Below are 22,737 nucleotides of genomic sequence, written 5' to 3'. Positions count from 1 at the left end.
TGAATACAAATTGCGTATCCATCCCTCAATTACACCTTAACGCGGCAAACGGCAGTGATTAGCTGCACTCAGGATTAGCCTTCCGTTATCCTTCATCTAAAGTTCCTTCCAGCCATGGGAACTTCTCTCTTGCACAAAACTTGTGTCAGATGGTCTATAACGTACTCGATCCTTCTACATTTTTCATGTTAAATTGTCTTTGCAAATAATCTATAGCCGAATTATATCGACAGCAGAAAAGTTTGTCAATATTTCCAATGGTTACACGGTTGGATGGTCCATTTTATTTTTAGAAAAATGGTCTTTTGCATGCATGATGGCCACTTTTGTTACGGAAAGCACAGGAACTGCAAGAATCATTCCTAATATCCCACCAATTTCTCCACCTGCAAGTAAGGCAAACATGATTAATAGCGGGTGCAAATGCAAGCTTTTCCCGACAATGTATGGTGAAAGAATGTTGCCTTCCAAAAATTGCAGTGCAAAAATGATGATCAATGTAATCAAAATCATCTTTGGTGAATAAGTGGCTGCGATTATGACTGCCGGTATTGCACCTAGGATAGGCCCAAAATATGGAATGATATCTGTTAAGCCAATAATCAAGCCGAGCACTAAAGGATACTTTAAATCTATAAACCAGAATGAGATGGCCGATATAGTCCCAATGATGGTACATACCAGAAGCTGTCCACGAATATAACCGCCGAGCGAAACATTCACATCTTTCAAAAAATGAATGCCTTCTCGCCTCCATCTTTTAGGCGTCATATACCATACAGCTCTTTTCATGAGATTGAAGTCCTTTAGCATATAAAAGGCAATGAAAGGGATAATCGCAATCAATAATGCAGAATTAAGCAAATTCATTAATCCGAGCATGACCGCTTCAAGCAAATTCTCTAGTTTTTTCTCTAAACCATTGATGCCATCATTGATGCCATTTTGAAACCCTATTGGTAAGTATTCTGTTTTTTCTTGTAAATCTCTCAACAAGCTTTTGTATTGATTTGCAAAAGCCGGAGAATTTTCGGACAAATCTTTGATCTGACTAATAAAAACAGGAATCCCTTTGTAGAAAGCAAACCCTATTCCGCCGAAAAAGAGGGAGTAGATTAAGAAAATGGCCACGCCACGATGTAGTCCTCGTTCATGAAGGCGTTCGATGACAGGATGCAGCAAATAAGTGATAAAGGCTGCAATAAAAAAAGGCGTAAGCAATTTTAATAGGACATTTATTATTGGCAACCAAAAAAAGCTAAGTTTCAAAAAGATAAAAACCACAATAAATAAGAGCAACAGATAACCAAGCATGTAAAACCACTTCATTCGAATATCCAAATCTGATCCCCCCTGTCTTTCATATTGTGAGTGACACATAGGTAATTTATTCCTAAAAAACAAACCCTCTCAAAAAGAGAGGGTTTATTTAATAAATGAGCAAGCTTAAAACATTGCTCTTGTAATTTTCTTTTGTAACTTTTTCATTTGTCGACCGGACATCATGTTATTTTTTTGAGCGTAGTTGTACGCAACCATACCAACACCAAAAGCAACAATCGAAGTCATCATCTTATTCATGTCCGTCACCTCTTGTTTGTATTGTCTGTTTTCGCATTTATTGTTGCTTATACGGAATTTGAAATAATACGTAAAGATTCTTATTTTGTGCTCTTTTCGTGTATTAAAAAATCTAAACGCAAATTCCATATGGTTTCGGTATAGAAAAAGCCCTACTGCCGGCTTTTTCTTGTTCCAATAACAACAATGTTTACGAAAAGAGCCTTTGTATTAAAGGGTGTAACGACGTTCTTCTTCCTCAAACAAATCGTCCAAAGAACTTAATGATCCATCTTCTTCAACCTGGTGCGTATTGATCATGCCTTTAGAAACTGATAACTCTATAAAACAGCTCCAGCAATAATACTGGTTGATTCCAATTTTTCCAATATCTTTACTTTGGCAATTTGGACACTTGAACATGGAAAGAAACACCTCACGTTGTATTTACATTAACAATGATGGCATCCTTTCCGATCGTCGCGGGTTGCATGGATTTGATGACTCTCTTTCCTTCGGAGATGTCCGAAAAGAATCCATCTGTTATCTCGTACCCTACGATTGTGCCCAATTCTTCCATAAAATATACATCTTTCAACATGCCCAACGATTCTCCTTGTCGAGAGTAAAGCATCTTACCGCTCAACGATTGATGATGAAAGAACGTATACTCAGGTGGTGTTTTAATTGATTTCAATTTTTCAGCATCTTCAATCATGACCCCGTCCGAACCAAATGAAGCTATGTCATGGACATCAAGAAGACAAGAATGCTTAAAGAATCCCCCTTTTTTCACCAATAACCCATCCACATTTCCGTCACTTGATATGGCTAGGTCACATACTTCACCAATGATTACCCCAGTTTTCATATCGAATACCGGCATTCCCTTTAGCATCGACATTGTCCGCAAAGCAAGTCCCACCTTTCCGAACAATCATAGTTTTAGCTTAGAGGCATGAAATCATAAGGTGAAACGTTTTCCATTCCAATCATAGGGTCAGCGTTCTTATAGATATCTTGATAAGATTCTTCTTTACCCTCAGCAATCACATTAACTTGATCTGTTTGAGGCTGAATCGCAAGCGACTCCTTTAACTTAATGGATAGCGTTGTTTGCCTACCTTGTTCATCAGCGCGCTCGACACCCATTCTGAAAGCATCTTCTTCACCGCACAAGATTAGAAATTGCTTACTTCTCGTGATCGCAGTATAAATCAAATTCCTTCTCAGCATTCTGTAATAACTTCTAACAAGCGGAAGGATTACGATAGGGAATTCACTACCTTGTGATTTATGGACTGAGGTACAATACGCATGTGTGATTTGGTTCAAATCCTGTTTTGTGTACGTAACTTCAATTCCGTCAAAAGAAACGAGAACCATGTCCTGTTTTTCAACGTTTTCCTTTGCGTAAAAAATCGAAACGATTTCCCCAATGTCCCCGTTAAAAACATTGCTTTCAGGTTGGTTCACTAATTGCAATACTTTGTCACCAATGCGATATTTAACATCGCCAAAAGCAATTTCTTTTCTGGAACCCTCAGGATTTGGATTAAATATCTCTTGGAGAAGCACATTTAGACGGTCTATTCCAGCAGGTCCTCTATACATGGGTGCAAGCACTTGAATATCCCGTGCGGAATATCCTTTGTTCTTTGCATTAAGCGCTACTTTTTCAATCACCGTAGAAAGCTGACTCGAATTGCATTTAATAAAGGAACGATCCGCTTGCTGAACCCCAATATTATCGGGAAGCTTGCCCTCTTTGATTTCATGAGCAAGTTCAATGATCGACGATCCCTCTGCTTGGCGATAAATATCGGTAAGTCTAACCGTCGGAACTCTTTCCGACTGCAATAAGTCTTTTAGAACCTGGCCTGGACCAACAGAAGGCAACTGATCTTCATCACCTACAAAAATGACTTGAATATCATCGGGCAATGATTTGAATAACTGATTTGCCAACCACACATCTACCATCGACGTTTCATCAACAATGAGAATCTTCCCTTCAAGAGGCTTGGAATCATCGTGGTCAAAGCCTTCAGCACCATTGAAACCAAGCAGTCTATGTATCGTTACAGCAGGAAGACCTGTGGATTCTGTCATCCTCTTTGCCGCACGGCCTGTTGGAGCTGCCAGGAGAAAAGGAAATGGCTCATCTTTTTTTCGATATTCCTTTACATCTAGGGAGCAACCATGTAGCTCTGCATAAAGTTCCACTATTCCTTTGATTACAGTCGTTTTACCTGTTCCGGGTCCACCAGTCAAAATCAGCATCGGAGACATCAATGCCGTTTGAATCGCCTCTTTTTGAGTAGGCGCATATTGTACCCCGAGCCTTTCTTCCAGCTCTCCAAGGGCAAGTAAAAACTCTGATTCAGGAAACTGGTCTTTATATTGCGTTTGACCAAGAATCCTCTTAATGTGCGTAATGATCCCCTTTTCGGAAAAATAAAGGGAAGGGGAATAAATCCTCTTCTCTTCAATGATCAGTTTTCCTTCTTCAACAAGTTTCACCATTTCATTTGAAATATCGGTAAACTCGATTTGATCACGTTTATTCTCTTCCAAAAGCGCCTGCACTTTTTCAAGAAATTCCTTAGCCTGTAAGTACACATGTCCTACTTGCATACTTTCATTTTCTAAAACGAATAAGCATGCTGCCTTGATTCGATCTGGATGGTTACCGGTAATCCCCAATTGAAAACCAAGTTCATCCGCTCTTCCAAAACCTATACCTTCCACTGATTCAACGAGCTGATAGGGGTTCTTTTGAATCACTTCAAGGGTTTGGTCTTTATAAGCTTGATAAATCTTCATCGATAGTTGCGGACCAAAACCGTATTGATTAAGGGCAACTAAGACTTGTTCGAGTCCCTGGTGTTCCATCAGTGAATCATATAATGATTTCGCTTTTTCAGGAGGAAGCTTTGGAACAGTATCAAGTAATGATGGCTGATTTAGTATTTTTGAAATCGCATCTTCTCCAAGAGTGTCAACAATACTTTCCGCAGTCTTCTTTCCAATGCCTTTAAAAAGGTCGCTTGAAAGGTAAGCCACTACCCCTTGTTTCGTTTGCGGCATATCCTTACGAAAATGGCTCGCAATAAATTGAACGCCAAACTTCGGATGTTCCTTAAATTCACCGTAAAAAATATACGTTTCCTGTTCGTGAATTTTAGGCAAATATCCCGTAACAACCGCTTCTTTATCGTCGTAGTCTTCGTTCGTTTCTTCAATACGAACCCTAAGTACCGTATATAGATTTTGTTCATTGTGAAAAATGGTAACCAAATGCTTTCCCTTCACGAACTTGGCCTGCTCAGAAAACAAATCCATTTTGTCCTGTTGTTCCATCAGCTTCCCTCCCCTCAAGTTCTATTCTCTGAATTAATTTATTTCATTTCCTTCAAACATCTTTACAACGTAGCCTGCTAGTGCATGATCAGGTTGAACCTCAATCGCTTTTTTAAACATAGCTAATGCCTCTGCATCACGATCTTGAAGACCATACGCAACACCCAGATTATAATAAGAATCTGCATGTTCTGGGTCCAATGAGATACATTTTTCAAATTGAACAATCGAATCTTCGATCAATTCTTGATGTGCTAGACACATCCCATATTGGAAACGTGCTTCTGAATCATTCTCATCAAGTTCAACGCTTCTTTGCATATATGGCAAAGCAAGGCGGTATTGCTCCAATTGGATAAGGGACATGGCTAACATGAAATAATTGTCGCTAGATTGCAGCCCTTTTTTCATAGCCGTTTCAAACATTTGAGAGGCTTCTTGAAACTTCTCTTTATTGTAAAAAAGATTTCCAGCGCTGTAATATGCAGCAGCCGTATCTCCCTCAAGCTGCATTGCTTTTTCGTAGAATCTCATCGCTTTTTCTTCATCACCAACAGCAGCAAGAACATTACCAAAGTTAATATAAGCTACTGGATCTGTATTGTTCTCCTCAATCGCTTCGTTGAATACCTTTGCTGCTTCTTCCCATTTTCCTTCTTGCATATATTGAATACCTAATTGGTTTTTATCCATCTACAATCACTCCTATTCAGTTGAAATTATAGCATATTTTTCAGTTATCCTACTCTAAAGCTTCAGCATAAAGCCTCGATTTCAAATTGAAATCGAGGCTTTATTTTACCCTACATACGTAAGGCGCTGTCCATCTTTGAATACTTCATCAATGGTACCGCCACCGAGACATTCGTCGCCATGATAGAACACGGCAGCTTGTCCAGGAGTGATGGCTCTGATTGGCTCAGCAAAGATAACTTCTACTTTGTTATCATCAAGAATTTTTACCGTTACTTTATTGTCTTCCTGACGATAGCGGAATTTTGCTGTGCATTCGAATTCTGATGGCTTTGGATGATCTGAAACCCAGCTCATATTTACAGCGGTAATTCTATCGGAATAAAGTTTTTCGTTGTCGAATCCTTGACCGACATACAGAACATTACGTTCCAAGTCCTTACCGATAGCAAACCAAGCTTCTCCAGAACCACCGATTCCAAGTCCGTGACGCTGACCAATGGTGTAGTACATCAATCCATCATGTTTCCCTTTAACTTCACCTTCCATTGTCTCCATGTTACCTGGCTGAGCAGGTAAGTATTGGCCTAAGAAATCTTTGAAGTTTCTTTCACCAATGAAACAAATTCCAGTACTGTCCTTCTTTGTGGCTGTCGCAAGTTCGGCTTCTTTTGCCAACTCACGTACACGAGGTTTTGCAAGATTGCCTATTGGGAACATTACCTTACTCAATTGTTCTTGAGTCAATTGGTTCAGGAAGTATGTTTGATCCTTGTTTTCATCAAGACCACGCAACATTTTATACTCCCCATCACGATACTCTACTTGTGCATAGTGTCCAGTTGCTAAATAATCAGCTCCAAGCATCATCGCATGCTCCAAGAAAGCTTTGAACTTAATTTCCTTATTACACATTACATCTGGATTTGGCGTTCTGCCCGCCTTATATTCATCAAGGAAGTAGGTAAACACCTTGTCCCAATATTGCTTTTCAAAATTAACCGCATAATACGGAATGCCGATTTGGTTACACACACGGATTACATCATCATAATCTTCCGTTGCTGTACATACTCCATTTTCATCGGTATCGTCCCAATTCTTCATGAAAATGCCAATAACGTCGTATCCTTGTTGCTTTAACAATAATGCTGCAACCGAGGAATCTACCCCACCAGACATTCCGATAACTACACGGGTATCTTTTGGATCTTTTCTTTCCATCTATCTCACTTCACTTTTACTATATATTTTCAGGTTAGACCACCTGAAGATTTATTTCGCTAAACGCCGGATAATCTTAGACGTTTCTTCGGCCGCTTTTTCAATCTGTTCTTCCGTATTGAAGATTCCAAAGCTAAAACGAACCGAGTTTGTAATACGGTCAGATTCCTTACCAAACATGGCGACAAGTACATGGGACGGATCAATGGAACCTGCCGTACATGCTGAACCACTTGAAACCGCTAGTCCTGCTAAGTCCATGTTGACAAGCAGTGATTCGACATTTGTACCAGGAAAGCTCAAGTTTAATACATGTGGCAGTGAATTTTCAACATTTCCGTTTTGTTGAAAAACAACTTCGTTATTACGAAGCCTCTTCATAAATAATTCCTTGAAGCGGATGTACCTTTCTCGTTTCACTTCTAGTTCTTGATGTGAAATCTCAATGGCTTTTTTAAAACCGGCAATAGACGTGACATTTTCTGTTCCAGCCCGACGCTTCTTCTCTTGTTCTCCGCCAAATTGACGGGGGGAAAGTTTAATTCCTTCGCGCGCGTACAGAAAACCAATTCCTTTTGGCCCGTTTAACTTATGTGCAGAAACTGACATCAAATCTATTTTACTTTCTTTGACATCAATCTTTTCGATTCCATATGCTTGTACAGCATCCGTATGAAGAAACGCCTGATGTTCTTCTAAAAGAATTCCAATCTCAGAAATAGGCTGTAATGTTCCGACTTCATTGTTCCCAAACATTACACTGACTAAGATTGTATCAGGACGAAGAGCTTCTTTAAGGTCATGGAGGGAAATCATCCCCGTTTCATCCACAGGCAGATAGGTAACTTCAAATCCTTTTTTATCAAGCTCGTGACAGGCATGCAAAACAGCATGGTGTTCAATTGAACTTGTGATGATATGCTTACCCGCACCTTGATAAGCGTCTGCAATACCAATGATGGCCAAATTATCTGCTTCGGTTCCCCCGCTGGTAAAAATAATCTCACTATGTTTAGCATTTATGCTTCTTGCCATTACATGACGCGATTCGTCAACAATGTGTCGAGCTTCTCGACCAAAAAAATGGATGCTTGAGGGATTTCCAAACTGTTGATTCATTGTTTCCACTAATGTATCAATGACAGAAGGGTGCATAGGAGAAGTTGCTGCGTGATCCAAATAAATCCTTTCCAAGTAATTCACCTTCTTCAAGATTTTTTCTTAAATATAGAACATGTAAGCATCTGACTCACCGTCATCACTGTGGTTTGCCAAATCCTCGATTGTTGTATTATCTAGTACATCTTTTACCGCATCTCTAATGCGAATCCAGAGTTCTCTCTTCGCAGGTTCTTCATCCTCGATTCCTTCAACAGGACTAATTGGTCCTTCTAGGACTCTAATGATATCTCCAGCCGAAATTTTAGATGGAAGATCCCCTAGCAAGTAACCCCCATATGCTCCGCGAATGCTTTTAACAAGTCCGGCATTTCTTAATGGAGCAATCAACTGCTCTAGATAATGCTCAGACAAATCATTCGTCTGTGCGATTGTTTTAAGAGATACTGGACCTTCACCATGTTTTTTGGCCAGTTCTATCATAATTGTTAATCCATATCTTCCTTTAGTAGATATTTTCATAAATCTGCTCCTCTATTCGAATCTTCGCCATTTAAAGGCATGATTAAACTTTTCTTATGGTCCATTTTATCTAAGAAGGCATCTGCAAATTGAAAACACTGTGGCATTGCAAATCCGACAACCGGTCCAATAATGAAGGTAAAAACAAAAGTCCCCCAAGAGATAGGACCACCGAGCTGCCACCCTACCAAAAGGACACCCAATTCCATGCCTCCACGAACGTTTCTGATTTTCCAATTCATTTTGGTCGTAAGAGCCATCATAAGGCTATCACGTGGACCCGTACCAAAACTAGCTGAAATATAAAGTCCAATTCCATATCCCATTAACACTACACCAAGAGAGAACATCAGGATTTTCCCTGCTATTCCCTGTGGAGTTGAGAGGAAAGGAATCATTAAATACATATCAATAAAGACCCCGACAAGGATCATATTCAAAAAAGCTCCAAACTGCGGAAATTCTTTTGAGATTACTGCAGCAACTGACAAGATGACGATTCCTACAATTACCGACCAGCTACCAATCGTAAGGCCAAATTGCTGATACAACCCGACATGAAAGACATCCCAAGGCGTAGCTCCTAAATCTGCCTTGATTAACAGGACAATCCCTAGTGCCATGATAAGCAGACCTGAAAAATAAATAAGAAATCTCTGAGCCACTTGCCCTTGTCTCTTCTTAACCATTTCACCACCTGCTCTTTCTTTGACCATACTTAAAAGACGTGAAGAAAAAATTCATAGTAAATGGATAGGCATTAGAAATTATAGCACAAATACCCCCTAATATATGCAAATTAAAAGATTAAATGTTATGGTAAAGTTATAATTTTAAATGGTTATTCTTATTGGAGAGTTGATGTTAAATGAAACTAAAACCGCTTGCATTTCGGATGAGACCAAGGTCGATAGATGAAATTATTGGTCAACAACATCTTGTAGGTGAAGACAAAATAATCTCTCGAATGGTGAAAGCAGGACAACTGGCATCCATGATCTTATACGGTCCTCCCGGCATCGGAAAAACTTCGATCGCAAGTGCAATTGCGGGTAGTACTCGTTATGCCTTTCGTACATTGAACGCTGTTACGAATAACAAGAAAGATATGGAAGCAGTTGCCGCCGAAGCCAAAATGTCCGGCAAAGTTATTCTGCTATTAGACGAGGTCCATCGCCTTGATAAAGGGAAACAAGACTTTCTCTTGCCGTATCTTGAAAATGGCATGATTACTCTAATTGGGGCAACAACAAGTAATCCATATCATGCAATTAACCCGGCCATTCGAAGCCGCTGTCAAATATTCGAATTGCTACCCTTATCAGTAGAGGATATTCAACAAGCACTTATGAGAGCGATAAAAGATGAAGAACGTGGCTACGGGGAGCTAGCGATTGAAATAACACCCGACGCATTGGAACATTTTGCCTTAGCTTCGAATGGGGATGTAAGAAGCAGCTTGAATGCTCTTGAACTTGCAATCTTATCAACAAAGAAGGATGAAAATGGTGTCATTCATATAGATTTGAAAATTGCTGAGGAATGCTTGCAAAAAAAGAGCTTCGCCCACGATAAAGATGGGGATGCTCATTACGATGTTTTATCAGCTTTCCAAAAATCGATAAGAGGCAGCGATGTAAATGCTGCCTTGCACTATTTGGCCCGACTTATTGAAGCCGGCGACCTTATCAGCATCAGTAGACGGTTACTTGTGATCGCGTACGAAGATATTGCTCTTGCCAACCCTCAAGCTGGCGCCAGAACATTGGCCGCCATCGAAACAGCAGAAAGAGTCGGATTCCCTGAAGCCCGAATTCCTTTAGCTAATGCTGTGATTGAATTATGTTTATCTCCTAAATCGAATTCCGCCATTCTAGCAATAGATGAAGCACTGCAGGATATACGAAAAGGGAACATTGGCGAAGTACCAGCACATCTTAAAGATGCCCATTACAAAGGGGCAAGCGAACTTGGCAGAGGAATCGATTATTTATATCCCCACAATTATGAAAGTGGTTGGGTGGCTCAACAGTATCTGCCGAATAAACTAAAAAACAAGCAGTATTATAAGCCTAAGAAAACAGGCAAATTCGAACAGGCCCTTGGAGCCGTTTATGAAAAGATATTTAGAAAGTAAAAGAAGCTGGTCGATTAATCGACCAGCTTCTTTTATCGTTAGGCTGCCACGTCTCTTTTCTTGAAAACATACAAAGCCAAACCAATAAAAATGAGGAAATAGATGATTAGCATTGAAACGGAAAAAGGCAAAGTCATCCCTTCTACAACCGGGCTTCCTTCGAAATATTGCATAAGGTCTGTGTTGGCAAATAGAAGGTATTTGGCCCATGAGTATTTCATGGCAATCAAGAAGGTAACCTGGCCACCCATAAACATAAGGAATAAGGATAAACCGATTGCTAGTGAGCTATTTCGGAAAACAGCTGAAATCATGAAAGCCATAGTGGCAAGCATAATCATATCGATCGACTTCAACACATAAAAAACAATCAGATGCACAATGATGTTTTGTTCTGTGACAACCCCATTATAATAATTCAAATAGGGAGAAGCTTGTTCGGGAACCCCAAACAAAATAGCGCCAATAATAGTAGACAGAACAAATAATATAGATACCATAACTAAGGCATAAATCAAGACGGTTAAATATTTTGACAGAAGAATTTTCGCACGTGTGATGGGTCGAATCAAAAGAAGCTTAATCGTTCCCCAACTAAATTCACTAGCAACAATACCCGCTGCTATGATAATGGTAAATAATCCTGCTAATTGAATCAATTCGGATGCACTCGTAACAAAACTCCACATATTGTATTCTTCGCTTGGTGATAAGTCATGTTTGATGCGATAGTCATTGATGGCGATCTCTCGATTCAAATAATCTTGTTCCATCTGTGCACCACTGTTTTTCACCTGTTGTTTCAGCGCCTCATTCTCAGCCACCAAAATTTGTTTCCAATTCTTATCCTCTTCTACTTCACTGCCATCTTGTTGATATTTGATAAAAGCCGCTGTAATGACTGTCAATAAAATAAGAAGGGCAATCATTACATATGTACCTGGCCTTTTGAAAATCTTTATTAATTCATTTTGTATTAGACTAAACATGTTAGATCCCACCCTTCCCTTTTGTCACTTCAAGGAAACGATCTTCAAGTGTTTTCGTTACCTGATTTACACCATAAATATCGATACCTTCTTGTACCATTCTTTTCACCAACAATGGAATTTGATCTTTAGAAACAGAAATGAGAATCCCCTTATTGGAAAAAGAAAGAGCAGCCTCTGGCAAATGGATTTTGGTAATCTCGTGAGCACTTTCCTTTTGACCGACTTCAAATTCATAGACGACACCATTTCCTTCTACGAAATCATGAACCTGCTGAACATCGATGAGACGACCATTTTGGATGATTCCAATACGGTCACACATCATTTCCATTTCAGACAAAAGGTGACTTGAAACAATGACAGCCATTCCTTTTTCTCTTGCCAGCATTCTTATATGGTCACGTATTTCTCTTATACCTGCAGGGTCCAATCCGTTTGTAGGCTCATCAAGAATGAGTACTTGTGGATCATGTAATAAGCTTTGAGCCAAACCAAGTCTTTGCCTCATCCCAAGCGAGTATGTCTTAACCTTGTCGTTAATTCTATCTTTTAGCCCGACTAGTTCAATCACTTCCTCAAGTTTCTCATTGGAAACTTTATTGGTCATCCTTGCGTAATGGCGAAGATTATCATATCCACTCATAAATTTATACATTTCAGGGTTTTCTACAATCGCCCCTATATGATTGACAGCTGATTCAAATTGAGTCTGTATGCTAAATCCAGCAATCTTGATATCACCCGATGTAATCCCCATCAGTCCCACAATCATTCGAATGGTCGTCGTTTTCCCCGCACCATTTGGACCTAGAAAACCGAACACTTCACCTTTTTTTACTTCAAAGCTAAGATCATCAATAATGGTTTTCCCTTTAATCTTTTTCGTTACATTTTGTATATCAACAACAATCTCCATTTTTTCACCCTTTCAAAACATGGTAAATCTATTAAATTCATTTTATCTCAAATAGAATGGAAAATCTTTCTTTTTAATAAAAATCCCCTTAGTCATCCAAAGTTAATGGCTAACTGATAATCCATTCTTGATAAAAAAAAATCCCCCAAATCTGGGGGACTTACAATTATTTACCGCTATTTACGCGCTCTATTTCAATATCTTTTAACAATTCTCTAACAACATAACTTGCCATGATCAATCCCGCAACAGATGGGACGAATGCGTTAGATGAAGGAGGCATCTTTGCTTTACGGATTGGAGCATTTTCTTTACCAACTTCTTTTCGAACATCTTCTCGAATGACAATCGGACTTTCATCAGAGAAGACCACCGGAATTCCTTTATGAATGCCTTCTTTTCGCAATCTTGTACGGATAACTTTGGCAATAGGATCCATATGCGTCTTAGAAATATCGGCAATTTGAAATCTTGTAGGGTCCATCTTATTGGCAGCACCCATACTGGAGATAATCGGAATTTTTCTTTCAAGACATTGCTTCATCAAATGGATTTTATAAGAAATCGTATCTGAAGCATCAACGACAAAATCAAGATTATATCCAAAGATTTCCTCATAGGTCTCTTCTGTATAGAACATCTTCAAGGCAATAACTTCACAATCAGGATTGATATCGGCTATTCTCTCCTTCATCAATTCCGCTTTCGGGCGTCCCACTGTAGAAAGAAGAGCAATGACTTGACGGTTTACATTTGTAATATCAACATCATCTTTATCGATAAGGATTAATCTACCTACACCTGATCGAGCCAATGCTTCAGCGGCAAATGAACCTACACCGCCAATACCCAGAACAGCCACTGTACTGCCTTTCATTTTATCAAGACCTTCTTTTCCGATGGCCAATTCATTTCTTGAAAACTGATGCAACATATATTCTCAACTCCATTTGATTATCATTCATTCAATTATTTATTTTATTAAGAATTTACCCGTAAAAAAATATATCATACTTCTCATTAAAAGCAAGTATATCCATAGGAATAATATTTATTTAATCAAACAAAAAGCCTTTGCATGTAGCAAAGGCTTGAATTAGCAAGAGAGAAAGAGTCCCAATGATGCCGTCTATAGGGTTCCTTCGTTTTGATCCCGCACTCAGCAGGTGGGTGTCCTGTTTTCAATTTCTGTAAGTCCCCCATAAAATGGAGGCGTGTACGTCATCGAAAAACGCAGACTCCCGAAGAAATAATGTTGGTCAAAACTTCAGGTAATAAAACGAACATTTCAGGACTCTCTTTTAACTTGGTTTTATCATATCATAGATTTCTTCGGCTTTCAAGAAATCACTAATAGGTAATTATTCACTTTTATGAATGTTTAACGCCAAGTTCAACTCATTAAGTTGGGCTTGATCTACTGCACCTGGTGCTTCTGTCAGTAAGCAACTTGCGCTAGCCGTTTTAGGGAAGGCAATCGTGTCTCTTAAATTGCTTCTGCCAGCAAGAAGCATGATCATACGGTCTAAGCCGAGCGCAATTCCACCATGTGGAGGAGTACCGTACTCAAATGCTTCTAATAGGAATCCGAATTGCTCATTTGCCTCTTCTTTACTGAAACCAAGTACCCCAAACATTTTTTCTTGAATGTCTCTTTCAAATATTCGTAAAGAACCTCCACCTAATTCATAACCATTTAGGACAAGGTCATACGCTTGTGCGCGTACTTTTCCTGGCTCGCTATCAAGTATTGGAAGATCTTCTCTTACTGGCATTGTGAATGGATGATGAGCTGCATAGTAACGCCCTTCTTCCTCAGCATACTCCAATAGCGGCCAATCCGTTACCCAAAGGAAATTGAATTTAGATTGATCGATCAGCTCAAGATCTTTTCCTAGTTTGTTACGCAATGCGCCTAAAGAATCTGCAACTACTGATTTTTTGTCGGCAACAAAAAGCAATAAGTCCCCTGCTTCTGCTTCAAGAGTCGCCTTGATTGAATTGCCTTCTTCTGTATCAGCAAAGAATTTAGCAATCGGCCCTTTAAGTCCTTCTTCGTCAACTTTTAACCAAGCAAGACCTTTCGCACCATAACGGCTTACAAATTCAGTAAGGGCATCAATGTCCTTACGGGAATATTTGTCAGCAAAACCTTTAACGTTAATTGCCTTAACTTGGCCGCCTGCAGCCACCGCAGCAGAAAATACTTTGAACCCTGATTCTGCAACGATTTCACTTAAGTCTACTAATTCCAAACCAAATCTTGTATCTGGTTTGTCAGAACCGTAACGTGCCATAGCTTCGTCATACGCCATACGCGGGAATGTTTCAGGAACATCAATTCCTTTCACTTCCTTCATTACTTTGCCCATCATTTTTTCCATTAAAGAAATAATGTCATCTTGACTTAGGAAACTTGTTTCGATATCGATTTGGGTAAATTCAGGCTGTCTGTCTGCACGTAAGTCTTCATCACGGAAGCAACGAGCAATTTGGTAATACCTTTCAATCCCGCCAACCATTAATAATTGCTTGAAAATTTGCGGTGATTGAGGAAGTGCATAAAATTCACCTGGATGCACACGGCTAGGTACAAGGTAATCACGCGCACCTTCAGGAGTACTTTTTGTTAACATTGGCGTTTCGATATCTAGGAATCCTTCTGCATCGAGGTAATCTCTGATTACTTTAGTTACTTGGTGACGCATCTTGAACGTTTCGAACATTACCGGACGTCGGAAGTCTAGGTAGCGATACTTCAATCTCAAGTCTTCGGAAACTTCCGTCTTATCAGCAATAGTGAAAGGAGGCGTTTTTGCTTCATTTATAATTGTAACCGCTTCAGCGTGGATTTCGATTTTACCTGTTTTCATATTTTCATTAATAGTCCCGGCTTCACGAGCTACTACTGTGCCTGTAATATCAAGTACGAATTCACTACGAATCTTTTCAGCGATGCTGAGCGCATCCTGAGAAAAATCAGGATTAAAAACAACTTGAACAAGACCCGTACGGTCACGGAGGTCAATAAAGATTAAACCACCTAAGTCCCTGCGTTTTTGTACCCAACCCTTTAAAGTTACTTTTTCACCAATTGCCGTTTCTATCACTTCGCCACAAAAATAAGATCTCCCAAACATCCTAAATCCCCTCTATTCCTGAATTTCTTTAAATACATCTACAAAAGTGCTCAAATCCATTTCGGTCTGTTCACCCGTCGTCATATTTTTTAGGTTGATTTTGTTGTTATTCAACTCATCCTCACCTAATACAGCTACATATTTGGCTTTTAAACGATCGGCTGCCTTAAACTGGGCCTTCAATTTACGATTTTGGTAGTCACGCTCTGCAGAAAATCCTGCTGCGCGGAGTTGATGCAGAAGTCCAACTGTATAATCTTTTGCACCGTCCCCTAATGAAACCAAGTAACAGTCAAGGCTTTCATCGATGTCCAATTCAACGTTCTCAGCATTCAATGCCGCTAATAAACGCTCGATACTTAGAGCCAAGCCAATACCTGGTGTTTCAGGACCATCCATTTCTTCTACAAGACCATTGTAACGGCCACCGCCGCATAATGTCGTAATTGCCCCAAAACCTTCAGCATTACTCATGATTTCAAATGCAGTGTGATTGTAATAGTCCAATCCACGAACTAGGTTTGGATCTAATTCATACTCTACGCCCACTGCTGTTAAGTATTGCTGAACCTTTTTGAAGTACTCGTTCGAATACTCGTTTAAGTAATCCATTATTGATGGTGCGTTTTTCATTAACTCGTGATCTCTATCCTTTTTACAGTCAAGAATTCTTAATGGGTTTTTCTCAAGTCTGTTTTGACAATCACCACAAAATTCTTGAATGCGCGGGGCAAAGTGATTTACCAGCGCTTCACGGTGTGCCGTTCTACTTTCTTTATCCCCTAGACTATTAATCACAAGTTTTAATTTCGATAATCCGAGTTCCTTATAAAGAGACATCGCTAAAGAAATAACTTCCGCATCGATTGCTGGGTCATCGCTCCCTAGTGCTTCAATGCCAAATTGGACGAATTGACGGAACCTTCCAGCCTGAGGACGCTCGTATCTGAACATTGGACCTGAATAGTAAAGTTTTACAGGTTGATTTGCGTTACCAAACATTTTGTGTTCAATATAAGCTCTTACCGTAGAAGCTGTACCTTCAGGACGTAGGGTCAGATCTCTGTCTCCACGATCTTTGAAAGAATACATTTCCTTCTGAACGATATCAGTCGTATCTCCAACGCCCCTCAAGAACAATTCCGTGTGTTCAAAAATTGGCGTTCTGATTTCTTGATATTGATATCTTTTGCATAGTTCTCTCGCCTTTTGCTCTATGTACTGCCATTTCTCTACTTGTCCTGGCAGAATGTCCTGTGTTCCTCTTGGGATCTGGATGGACATGAATTACCACTCCTTTTGAATAAACAATGTGTAAAATTAGAAAAGCGTCAGCACCCTCAGCACAAGTAAAAAACACTTGTGCCTGCGATGTTTTTCCAAGTAGCTTTCCTTTGTGTTCAGCCCCGACAGGCATAAGACGAAGCGCGCAGTTCATCCTCGAAAATCCTCATGATGCTATCGCATCATTTCGTGCGATGTGAATTCATGGAAGCTTTCCTTGTGCTATCGCCTTTTCTTCGTGCGATGATGATGCTGTCGAAGCGTTCCTTGTCCTGATTTCTGAAGCGATTTGGCTTATGACCAAAATTGTTTTGGCTTTAGAAAACAATTAAGGTTGTTTCGGCTTCTGGAAACAACCCCGAGGGGCTGGGTGCTGGAGCTAGACAGTTGTCCCCGGTAAATTTATATATTTTCTCTTCTAAAAACAAAAAACTCCCGTCCCTTGTTAAAAATAACAAGGGACGAGAGTTATAGAATCCCGTGGTGCCACCCTAGTTGAAAGACTAAAAAGTCTTCCCGCTCAAACAGTTAACGCCTGTCTACGTTCCGCTCCTACTATAGCAATCGCTGTTTTCAGAGGGAAACCTTCGGAGTGTTCATTCGTTAAGTTTTCATGCAGAAATGCTTTCAGCCCAGGGCATTTCTTCTCTTTCCATGTGTTACTCAACTACTATGCTCCATCATCGGTGATAAAATTTAGTATAATATTCTTAATATAATACGGAGCATCATTTCAATTGTCAAGAGTGAATTATGATCTCTCCAAATGTTTCTTCAACTTTCTGACATCTCTGATTGATAACCCAAACTCGGATGCGAGTTCATATGCATTTGACTGTTGTTCTTTTTGGATGAAATCATGAAAATCAACACCAAACAACTGATTTTCTCCTACAGATGTAAAATTCCCCTTATCACTTGCCCTCATTTTGTTCACCTTCCACCATTCTTATTTATATCTATTCTTGCCTTTCTCTCGCAAAATGTTTCATGAAAGCTTAAAAAATATTGTTCAATAAGAAATTGATGGAATTAATTCAAAATAAGGAATGAAATTATCATAGTTTTCAATTAAAATATTAAGACAAGGAGGGAGAAATGGTTAAAAAAATCAGTATCATAATATTATGCAACATACTATTTTGGGGATTTTTTCAGATTTCACCTATCATACCTGAGGCTTCAGATACGGTAATAATTAATCAAGATCAGGTAAATATCCGACAAGGTCCTGGATTAAGTTATCCAATTGTGAAAAAAGCGAATAAGAATGACTCCTTCTCTGTCATAAAAGAAGAAGCCGACTGGATACAACTCAATTTGTCCGGAGACAAAAAAGGATGGGTTGCCAACTGGCTCGTTACGAAAAATAAAGGAAGTTCAGAGAGTCAAGCAGGTTCAGATGCTGAAGTAAATACAAACGATTTAAGAGTTCGAAAAGGCCCCGGCACCAATTTCCAAGTAATTGGTTACTTAAACAAAGGGGACAAGGTTAAAGTTTTAGAAACAAATGAAAACTGGATTGAAATATCCTCTGGATTTGGAGAAGGCTGGGTATCAAAGCAATTCCTAGACATCTCTTCTAGCGGGAAAAAAAACAATGATAACACTTCTAAAGATAAAATCATCGGTGAAGGCACCATTCAAGCAAGTTCCCTAAATGTCAGGAGCAAGCCTTCACTATCCGGCACAGTCCTAGGTAAGCTACCAAAAGGTACAAACGTCCAAGTATATTCCCAAAGCACAGAATGGACAGAAATTCAGTATTCAAGTCAACGTGCATGGATCAGTTCTCAGTTTATAGAGCTGCAGTCAGATTCCAAGAAATCAAACTCTTCTCAATCAACACCGAGTGGCATTTTCGGAACTGTTACAGCTACTAGCATGAATGTCAGAAACACGGCTGCTTTAGATGGAAAAATAATTGGTACAGTATTAAAAGGGCAGAAGTTTACCATTCTCGAAGAAAAAAATAATTGGGCAAAAGTTGAATATAAACAAGGCAATTACGGATGGATTGCAGGATGGTATCTTGAAAAGTCGACTTCTCAAGATAAGTCTCCTACCTCACAATCCATTAAAGAAAGTACAGTAACCATCATACATAACGGCACCAATATCCGCTCCGCTGCAAGTGTAAATGCAGGAGTCATTCAGAGGGCAAATACCGGAGACACCTTCGCAATAAAAAGCTTGCAAAATGATTGGTATGAGATTGTCTTAAAAAATGGAAAGAGCGGATTTGTGGCAGGCTGGATCGTTACAGTTAATGGTTCTGCCCCTCAAGTAGAAAAACCTGGTGGAGAAATGCATCTTAAAGATAAAACCATCATTATTGATCCAGGACATGGTGGCGGGGATAATGGGACCACTGGAGCAAGGGGAACGCTTGAAAAAAATCTAACCATTAGAACGGCTGGACTTTTATATGACAAGCTTAAATCCTCAGGAGCAAACGTCTATCTCACTCGCAGTAACGATACTTACCTTTCGTTACAAGGAAGAGTGAGCACTTCTCATTACCATAGTGCAGATGCATTCATTAGTATCCACTATGATAGCATCACAGATCGAAGCGTTAACGGGATGACAACATACTTCTATCATGATTATCAAAAGTCACTCGCTGAAACGCTGAATTCTTCCATCGTAAGTCAAACCAAATTGAAAAACAGAGGTACCCGATTTGGCGATTACCATGTATTAAGGGAAAACAAACAGGCAGCCTCTCTATTAGAACTCGGGTATTTAAGTAACCCAACCGAAGAAATGACGGTTAATTCCAATCAATATCAAGAAACAGCCGCGTCAGGAATCTTTAATGGACTTGCGTTATATTTTAAGGGTAAATAAGCAAGGACTCGCACTAGCCCAAAATTAAACGAGCTTGGCATATGCCAAGCTCGTTTAATTTTTACTATCAATGATTAATGTTACCGGACCATCATTCACAAGGCTAACGTCCATCATCGCCCCGAATTGACCAGTCTCCACATGAACACCCTTATGGGTCAGGGCAGTATTAAATGCTTCATAGAGGCTTATTGCGTGGTCAGGACGGGCAGCTTCCATAAAATTCGGACGTCTCCCCTTTCGACAATCACCGTACAATGTAAATTGTGAAATAGATAGAATCTCACCCTGAACATCTAGCAGTGAGAGATTCATCTTTCCTGATTCATCCTCAAAAATTCGTAGGTTAACAATTTTCTCAGCCATGAATGTGACATCATCCATCGAATCTTCATGTGTAATGCCCACTAGCAGGACCAATCCTTTGGATATTGACCCTACTACTTCATCTGCAACCGTCACAGATGCATTCTTGCTTCTTTGCACGACTACTCGCATTTCTTAACTCCTTAGTTCATCAATCTTCGTACAGCATATACATCTGGAATTTGCTTGATGCGATCTACCACTTTTTGAAGGTGGCTTACATTATGAATCGCAATGCTCATAATAATAGTTGCTACTTTATTTCGGTCTGAACGACCTGTAACGGCAGAAATATTTGTTTTAGTCTCGTTTACCGCTTGTAAGACTTCATTCAAAAGACCTCTGCGGTCGTAACCACTAATCTCAATATCTACATTGTATTCTTTTCGTTCATTTAGCGAAGATTCCCATTCTACAGGTATTAGCCTTGTCTGAGCTTCTCCAGTATCGATATTAGGACAATCCGAACGGTGAACGGAAACGCCTCTACCCTTTGTAATGAAGCCAACAATTTCATCCCCTGGGACAGGATTACAGCAACGAGACAAACGGATAAGAAGATTATCAATCCCCGATACCCTCACGCCGGATTCACGTTTTTTCACAACTGGCAATGACTTCATATCGGTAACTGCCTGAGCAATTGTTACTTCCTGCTCCTGATCACGTTTTTTCCGCATTTTCTCTGTTAAACGGTTTGCTACTTGTAAAGCAGTAATCCCGTTATAACCAACGGCCGCAAATAAGTCCTCATCATGCATAAAATTAAACTTTTCAGCAACCCTGCGCATGTTTTCAGGCGTAAGAACTTCTTTCAAATCAAATTCCATATTACGGATTTCTTTTTCAACAAGTTCTCTGCCCTTTTCCACATTCTCATCACGACGTTGCTTCTTGAAAAATTGTCTGATCTTATTTTTCGCTTGAGAAGTTTGAGCTAGCTTCAGCCAATCCTGACTTGGACCATAAGAGTGTTTGGATGTCAGGATTTCAATGATATCTCCCGTTTTTAGCTTATAGTCAAGAGTAACCATCTTGCCATTCACTTTAGCCCCAATGGTCTTATTGCCAATTTCAGAGTGAATGCGATAGGCAAAATCAATTGGCACAGACCCTGCAGGCAACTCAATTACGTCCCCTTTTGGTGTAAAAATGAATACCATATCAGAGAATAAATCGATTTTGAGAGATTCCATAAATTCTTCTGCATTTGCAGTGTCATTTTGGAACTCAAGGATTTCACGGAACCATGTGAGTTTATCTTCATAAGAAGCTGTAGTACTGTCACTGATCGGTTTACCCTCTTTGTATGCCCAGTGAGCAGCGACCCCGAACTCAGCAATACGGTGCATTTCCATTGTCCTGATTTGAACCTCGAGTGGGTCACCCTTCGGTCCAATCACTGTCGTATGAAGGGATTGATACATATTTGGTTTAGGCATGGCAATATAGTCTTTGAATCTGCCAGGCATCGGTTTCCAGCAAGTGTGGATAATCCCCAAGACTGCATAGCAATCCTTAATGCTGTTCACGACAATTCGTACTGCTAGCAAATCATATATTTCGCTGAATTGCTTGTTTTGCAAGGCCATTTTTCGATAAATGCTGTAAATATGCTTAGGGCGTCCTGAAATTTCAGACTTAATCGAAACGTCTGACATCCTGTCGCGCACTTCATTAATGACATCATCTAAATACTGCTCTCTCTCGGCACGCTTCTTTTTCATTAGATTCACGATTCGATAATACTGTTGAGGATTTAAATACCTTAATGCAGTATCTTCAAGTTCCCACTTTATTTTCGAAATCCCTAGCCTATGTGCAAGAGGCGCAAATATTTCCAGCGTCTCATTGGAAATACGGCGTTGTTTTTCAGAGGGCAAGTGTTTTAGCGTCCTCATATTGTGCAAGCGGTCTGCAAGCTTAATAAGAATCACGCGAATATCTTGTGCCATTGCGACAAACATCTTTCGATGGTTTTCAGCCTGCTGCTCTTCGTGAGATTTATATTTAATTTTACCTAACTTAGTCACACCATCGACAAGCATCGCTACTTCTTCATTAAAGGCAGTCTCAATGTCCTTTAATGAAACGTTTGTATCCTCTACGACATCATGCAGAAATCCTGCCGCAACCGTTGCGGGATCCATCTCTAAGTCGGCAAGTATGCCAGCTACCTGAATGGGATGGATGATATATGGTTCTCCAGATTTTCTATACTGTTCACGGTGAGCATGATTAGCAAAATCATATGCTTTTTTCACTATTTCTACATTCTCATCGTTTAAGTATGCACGTGTCTTGTCGATGACTTGTTCGGCTGTTAGCACTTGATCGTTCGCCATGAAATCACCACTATCTTCGCTCTTTTTTATTGGCTCTGTTAAATTTGCCTATTGATTTCCGCTCCAGTCGCTTGCTTTCCGGTACGAATTTTTGAAAAAGCCCTAATGCCGGCTTTTTCAAGAGCAAATTCGTCTTGGGGGCGTTCGCCGAGCCTCCTCGTCGCTAACGCTCCTGCGGGGTCTCGCCTGTAACGCTAATCCCCCAGGAGTCAAGCGCCTTCCA

General features: G+C 39.9%; 20 protein-coding genes, 1 other RNA gene and 1 other annotated feature. Of the genes, 2 read left to right on the top strand and 19 right to left on the bottom strand.

Annotation, left to right across the window (positions count from 1 at the left end; translation table 11 throughout):
- Positions 1-261 precede the first annotated feature (261 nt).
- The 10 genes from BMZ31_RS06800 to BMZ31_RS06755 form a co-directional block, all read right to left on the bottom strand.
- Positions 262-1,341, bottom strand: coding sequence for an AI-2E family transporter (locus tag BMZ31_RS06800; RefSeq protein WP_090830972.1), 1,080 nt, complete (start codon positions 1,339-1,341; stop codon positions 262-264).
- A gap of 105 nt (positions 1,342-1,446) precedes the next feature.
- Positions 1,447-1,581 (bottom strand): YrzQ family protein, encoded by a 135-nt coding sequence (locus tag BMZ31_RS06795; protein ID WP_090830971.1) that lies wholly within the window; start codon positions 1,579-1,581, stop codon positions 1,447-1,449.
- A gap of 210 nt (positions 1,582-1,791) precedes the next feature.
- The gene (locus BMZ31_RS06790) at positions 1,792-1,983 is read right to left on the bottom strand and encodes a hypothetical protein (protein ID WP_090830970.1); all 192 of its coding nucleotides are present in this window, start codon (positions 1,981-1,983) and stop codon (positions 1,792-1,794) included.
- Positions 1,984-1,996: 13 nt separating this feature from the next.
- The gene (locus BMZ31_RS06785; protein ID WP_368086631.1) at positions 1,997-2,464 is read right to left on the bottom strand and encodes a PRC-barrel domain-containing protein; all 468 of its coding nucleotides are present in this window, start codon (positions 2,462-2,464) and stop codon (positions 1,997-1,999) included.
- A 41-nt stretch (positions 2,465-2,505) separates the two neighbouring features.
- On the bottom strand, positions 2,506-4,923 hold the full coding sequence (locus tag BMZ31_RS06780) for an SF1B family DNA helicase RecD2 (RefSeq protein ID WP_090830968.1): 2,418 nt from the start codon (positions 4,921-4,923) through the stop codon (positions 2,506-2,508).
- 33 nt (positions 4,924-4,956) lie between these two features.
- Complete coding sequence (locus tag BMZ31_RS06775; RefSeq protein ID WP_090830967.1) at positions 4,957-5,616, bottom strand: tetratricopeptide repeat protein; 660 nt, start codon at positions 5,614-5,616, stop codon at positions 4,957-4,959.
- A 105-nt stretch (positions 5,617-5,721) separates the two neighbouring features.
- Entirely contained in the window at positions 5,722-6,840 is a 1,119-nt protein-coding gene (gene mnmA / locus BMZ31_RS06770; protein WP_090830966.1) for a tRNA 2-thiouridine(34) synthase MnmA, read from the bottom strand.
- 51 nt (positions 6,841-6,891) lie between these two features.
- Positions 6,892-8,034 carry a cysteine desulfurase family protein gene (locus tag BMZ31_RS06765; protein WP_090830965.1) on the bottom strand — a complete coding sequence of 381 codons (1,143 nt, stop codon included), beginning with the start codon at positions 8,032-8,034 and terminating at the stop codon, positions 6,892-6,894.
- A gap of 27 nt (positions 8,035-8,061) precedes the next feature.
- Positions 8,062-8,481: a cysteine metabolism transcriptional regulator CymR gene (locus tag BMZ31_RS06760; RefSeq protein ID WP_090830964.1), complete on the bottom strand. Its 420-nt coding sequence runs from the start codon at positions 8,479-8,481 to the stop codon at positions 8,062-8,064.
- Complete coding sequence (locus BMZ31_RS06755; protein WP_090830963.1) at positions 8,478-9,170, bottom strand: YczE/YyaS/YitT family protein; 693 nt, start codon at positions 9,168-9,170, stop codon at positions 8,478-8,480. Before BMZ31_RS06755 ends, BMZ31_RS06760 begins: the two co-directional genes overlap by 4 nt.
- A gap of 179 nt (positions 9,171-9,349) precedes the next feature.
- Here BMZ31_RS06755 and BMZ31_RS06750 point away from each other — a divergent pair, with 179 nt between their 5' ends.
- Positions 9,350-10,618, top strand: a complete 1,269-nt coding sequence (locus tag BMZ31_RS06750) for a replication-associated recombination protein A (protein ID WP_090830962.1) — start codon at positions 9,350-9,352, stop codon at positions 10,616-10,618.
- A 38-nt stretch (positions 10,619-10,656) separates the two neighbouring features.
- Here BMZ31_RS06750 and BMZ31_RS06745 read toward each other — a convergent pair whose 3' ends face one another.
- The 7 genes from BMZ31_RS06745 to BMZ31_RS20255 form a co-directional block, all read right to left on the bottom strand.
- A complete protein-coding gene (locus tag BMZ31_RS06745; protein ID WP_090830961.1) occupies positions 10,657-11,607 on the bottom strand; it encodes an ABC transporter permease in 951 nt (316 codons plus the stop codon).
- 1 nt (position 11,608) lies between these two features.
- Positions 11,609-12,526: an ABC transporter ATP-binding protein gene (locus BMZ31_RS06740; RefSeq protein ID WP_090830960.1), complete on the bottom strand. Its 918-nt coding sequence runs from the start codon at positions 12,524-12,526 to the stop codon at positions 11,609-11,611.
- A gap of 166 nt (positions 12,527-12,692) precedes the next feature.
- Positions 12,693-13,460: a tRNA threonylcarbamoyladenosine dehydratase gene (locus tag BMZ31_RS06735; RefSeq protein ID WP_090830959.1), complete on the bottom strand. Its 768-nt coding sequence runs from the start codon at positions 13,458-13,460 to the stop codon at positions 12,693-12,695.
- Between the two features lie 175 nt (positions 13,461-13,635).
- A non-coding RNA gene (ssrS, locus tag BMZ31_RS06730) (6S RNA) lies at positions 13,636-13,824 on the bottom strand.
- 63 nt (positions 13,825-13,887) lie between these two features.
- Positions 13,888-15,666 carry an aspartate--tRNA ligase gene (aspS, locus tag BMZ31_RS06725; RefSeq protein ID WP_090830958.1) on the bottom strand — a complete coding sequence of 593 codons (1,779 nt, stop codon included), beginning with the start codon at positions 15,664-15,666 and terminating at the stop codon, positions 13,888-13,890.
- Positions 15,667-15,678: 12 nt separating this feature from the next.
- Positions 15,679-16,950: a histidine--tRNA ligase gene (hisS, locus tag BMZ31_RS06720; protein ID WP_090830957.1), complete on the bottom strand. Its 1,272-nt coding sequence runs from the start codon at positions 16,948-16,950 to the stop codon at positions 15,679-15,681.
- Between the two features lie 454 nt (positions 16,951-17,404).
- Positions 17,405-17,643: a binding site (T-box leader), on the bottom strand.
- Between the two features lie 58 nt (positions 17,644-17,701).
- Positions 17,702-17,887, bottom strand: a complete 186-nt coding sequence (locus BMZ31_RS20255) for a hypothetical protein (protein ID WP_139206613.1) — start codon at positions 17,885-17,887, stop codon at positions 17,702-17,704.
- Positions 17,888-18,048: 161 nt separating this feature from the next.
- Between BMZ31_RS20255 and BMZ31_RS06715 the strand changes: the two genes are divergently transcribed.
- Entirely contained in the window at positions 18,049-19,803 is a 1,755-nt protein-coding gene (locus BMZ31_RS06715; protein WP_090830956.1) for an N-acetylmuramoyl-L-alanine amidase family protein, read from the top strand.
- A 54-nt stretch (positions 19,804-19,857) separates the two neighbouring features.
- On the opposite strand, the gene dtd is transcribed toward BMZ31_RS06715, so the two are convergent.
- Entirely contained in the window at positions 19,858-20,301 is a 444-nt protein-coding gene (gene dtd / locus BMZ31_RS06710; protein ID WP_090830955.1) for a D-aminoacyl-tRNA deacylase, read from the bottom strand.
- An 11-nt stretch (positions 20,302-20,312) separates the two neighbouring features.
- Positions 20,313-22,514, bottom strand: coding sequence for a RelA/SpoT family protein (locus tag BMZ31_RS06705; protein WP_090830954.1), 2,202 nt, complete (start codon positions 22,512-22,514; stop codon positions 20,313-20,315).
- Positions 22,515-22,737: the final 223 nt, after the last annotated feature.

Origin of the sequence: Bacillus sp. cl95 (genome assembly GCF_900115925.1) — a bacterium.
In the GTDB taxonomy this organism is placed as follows: Bacteria; Bacillota; Bacilli; order Bacillales; family Cytobacillaceae; genus Neobacillus_A.
This window is presented reverse-complemented; position numbering and strand designations above follow the sequence as displayed.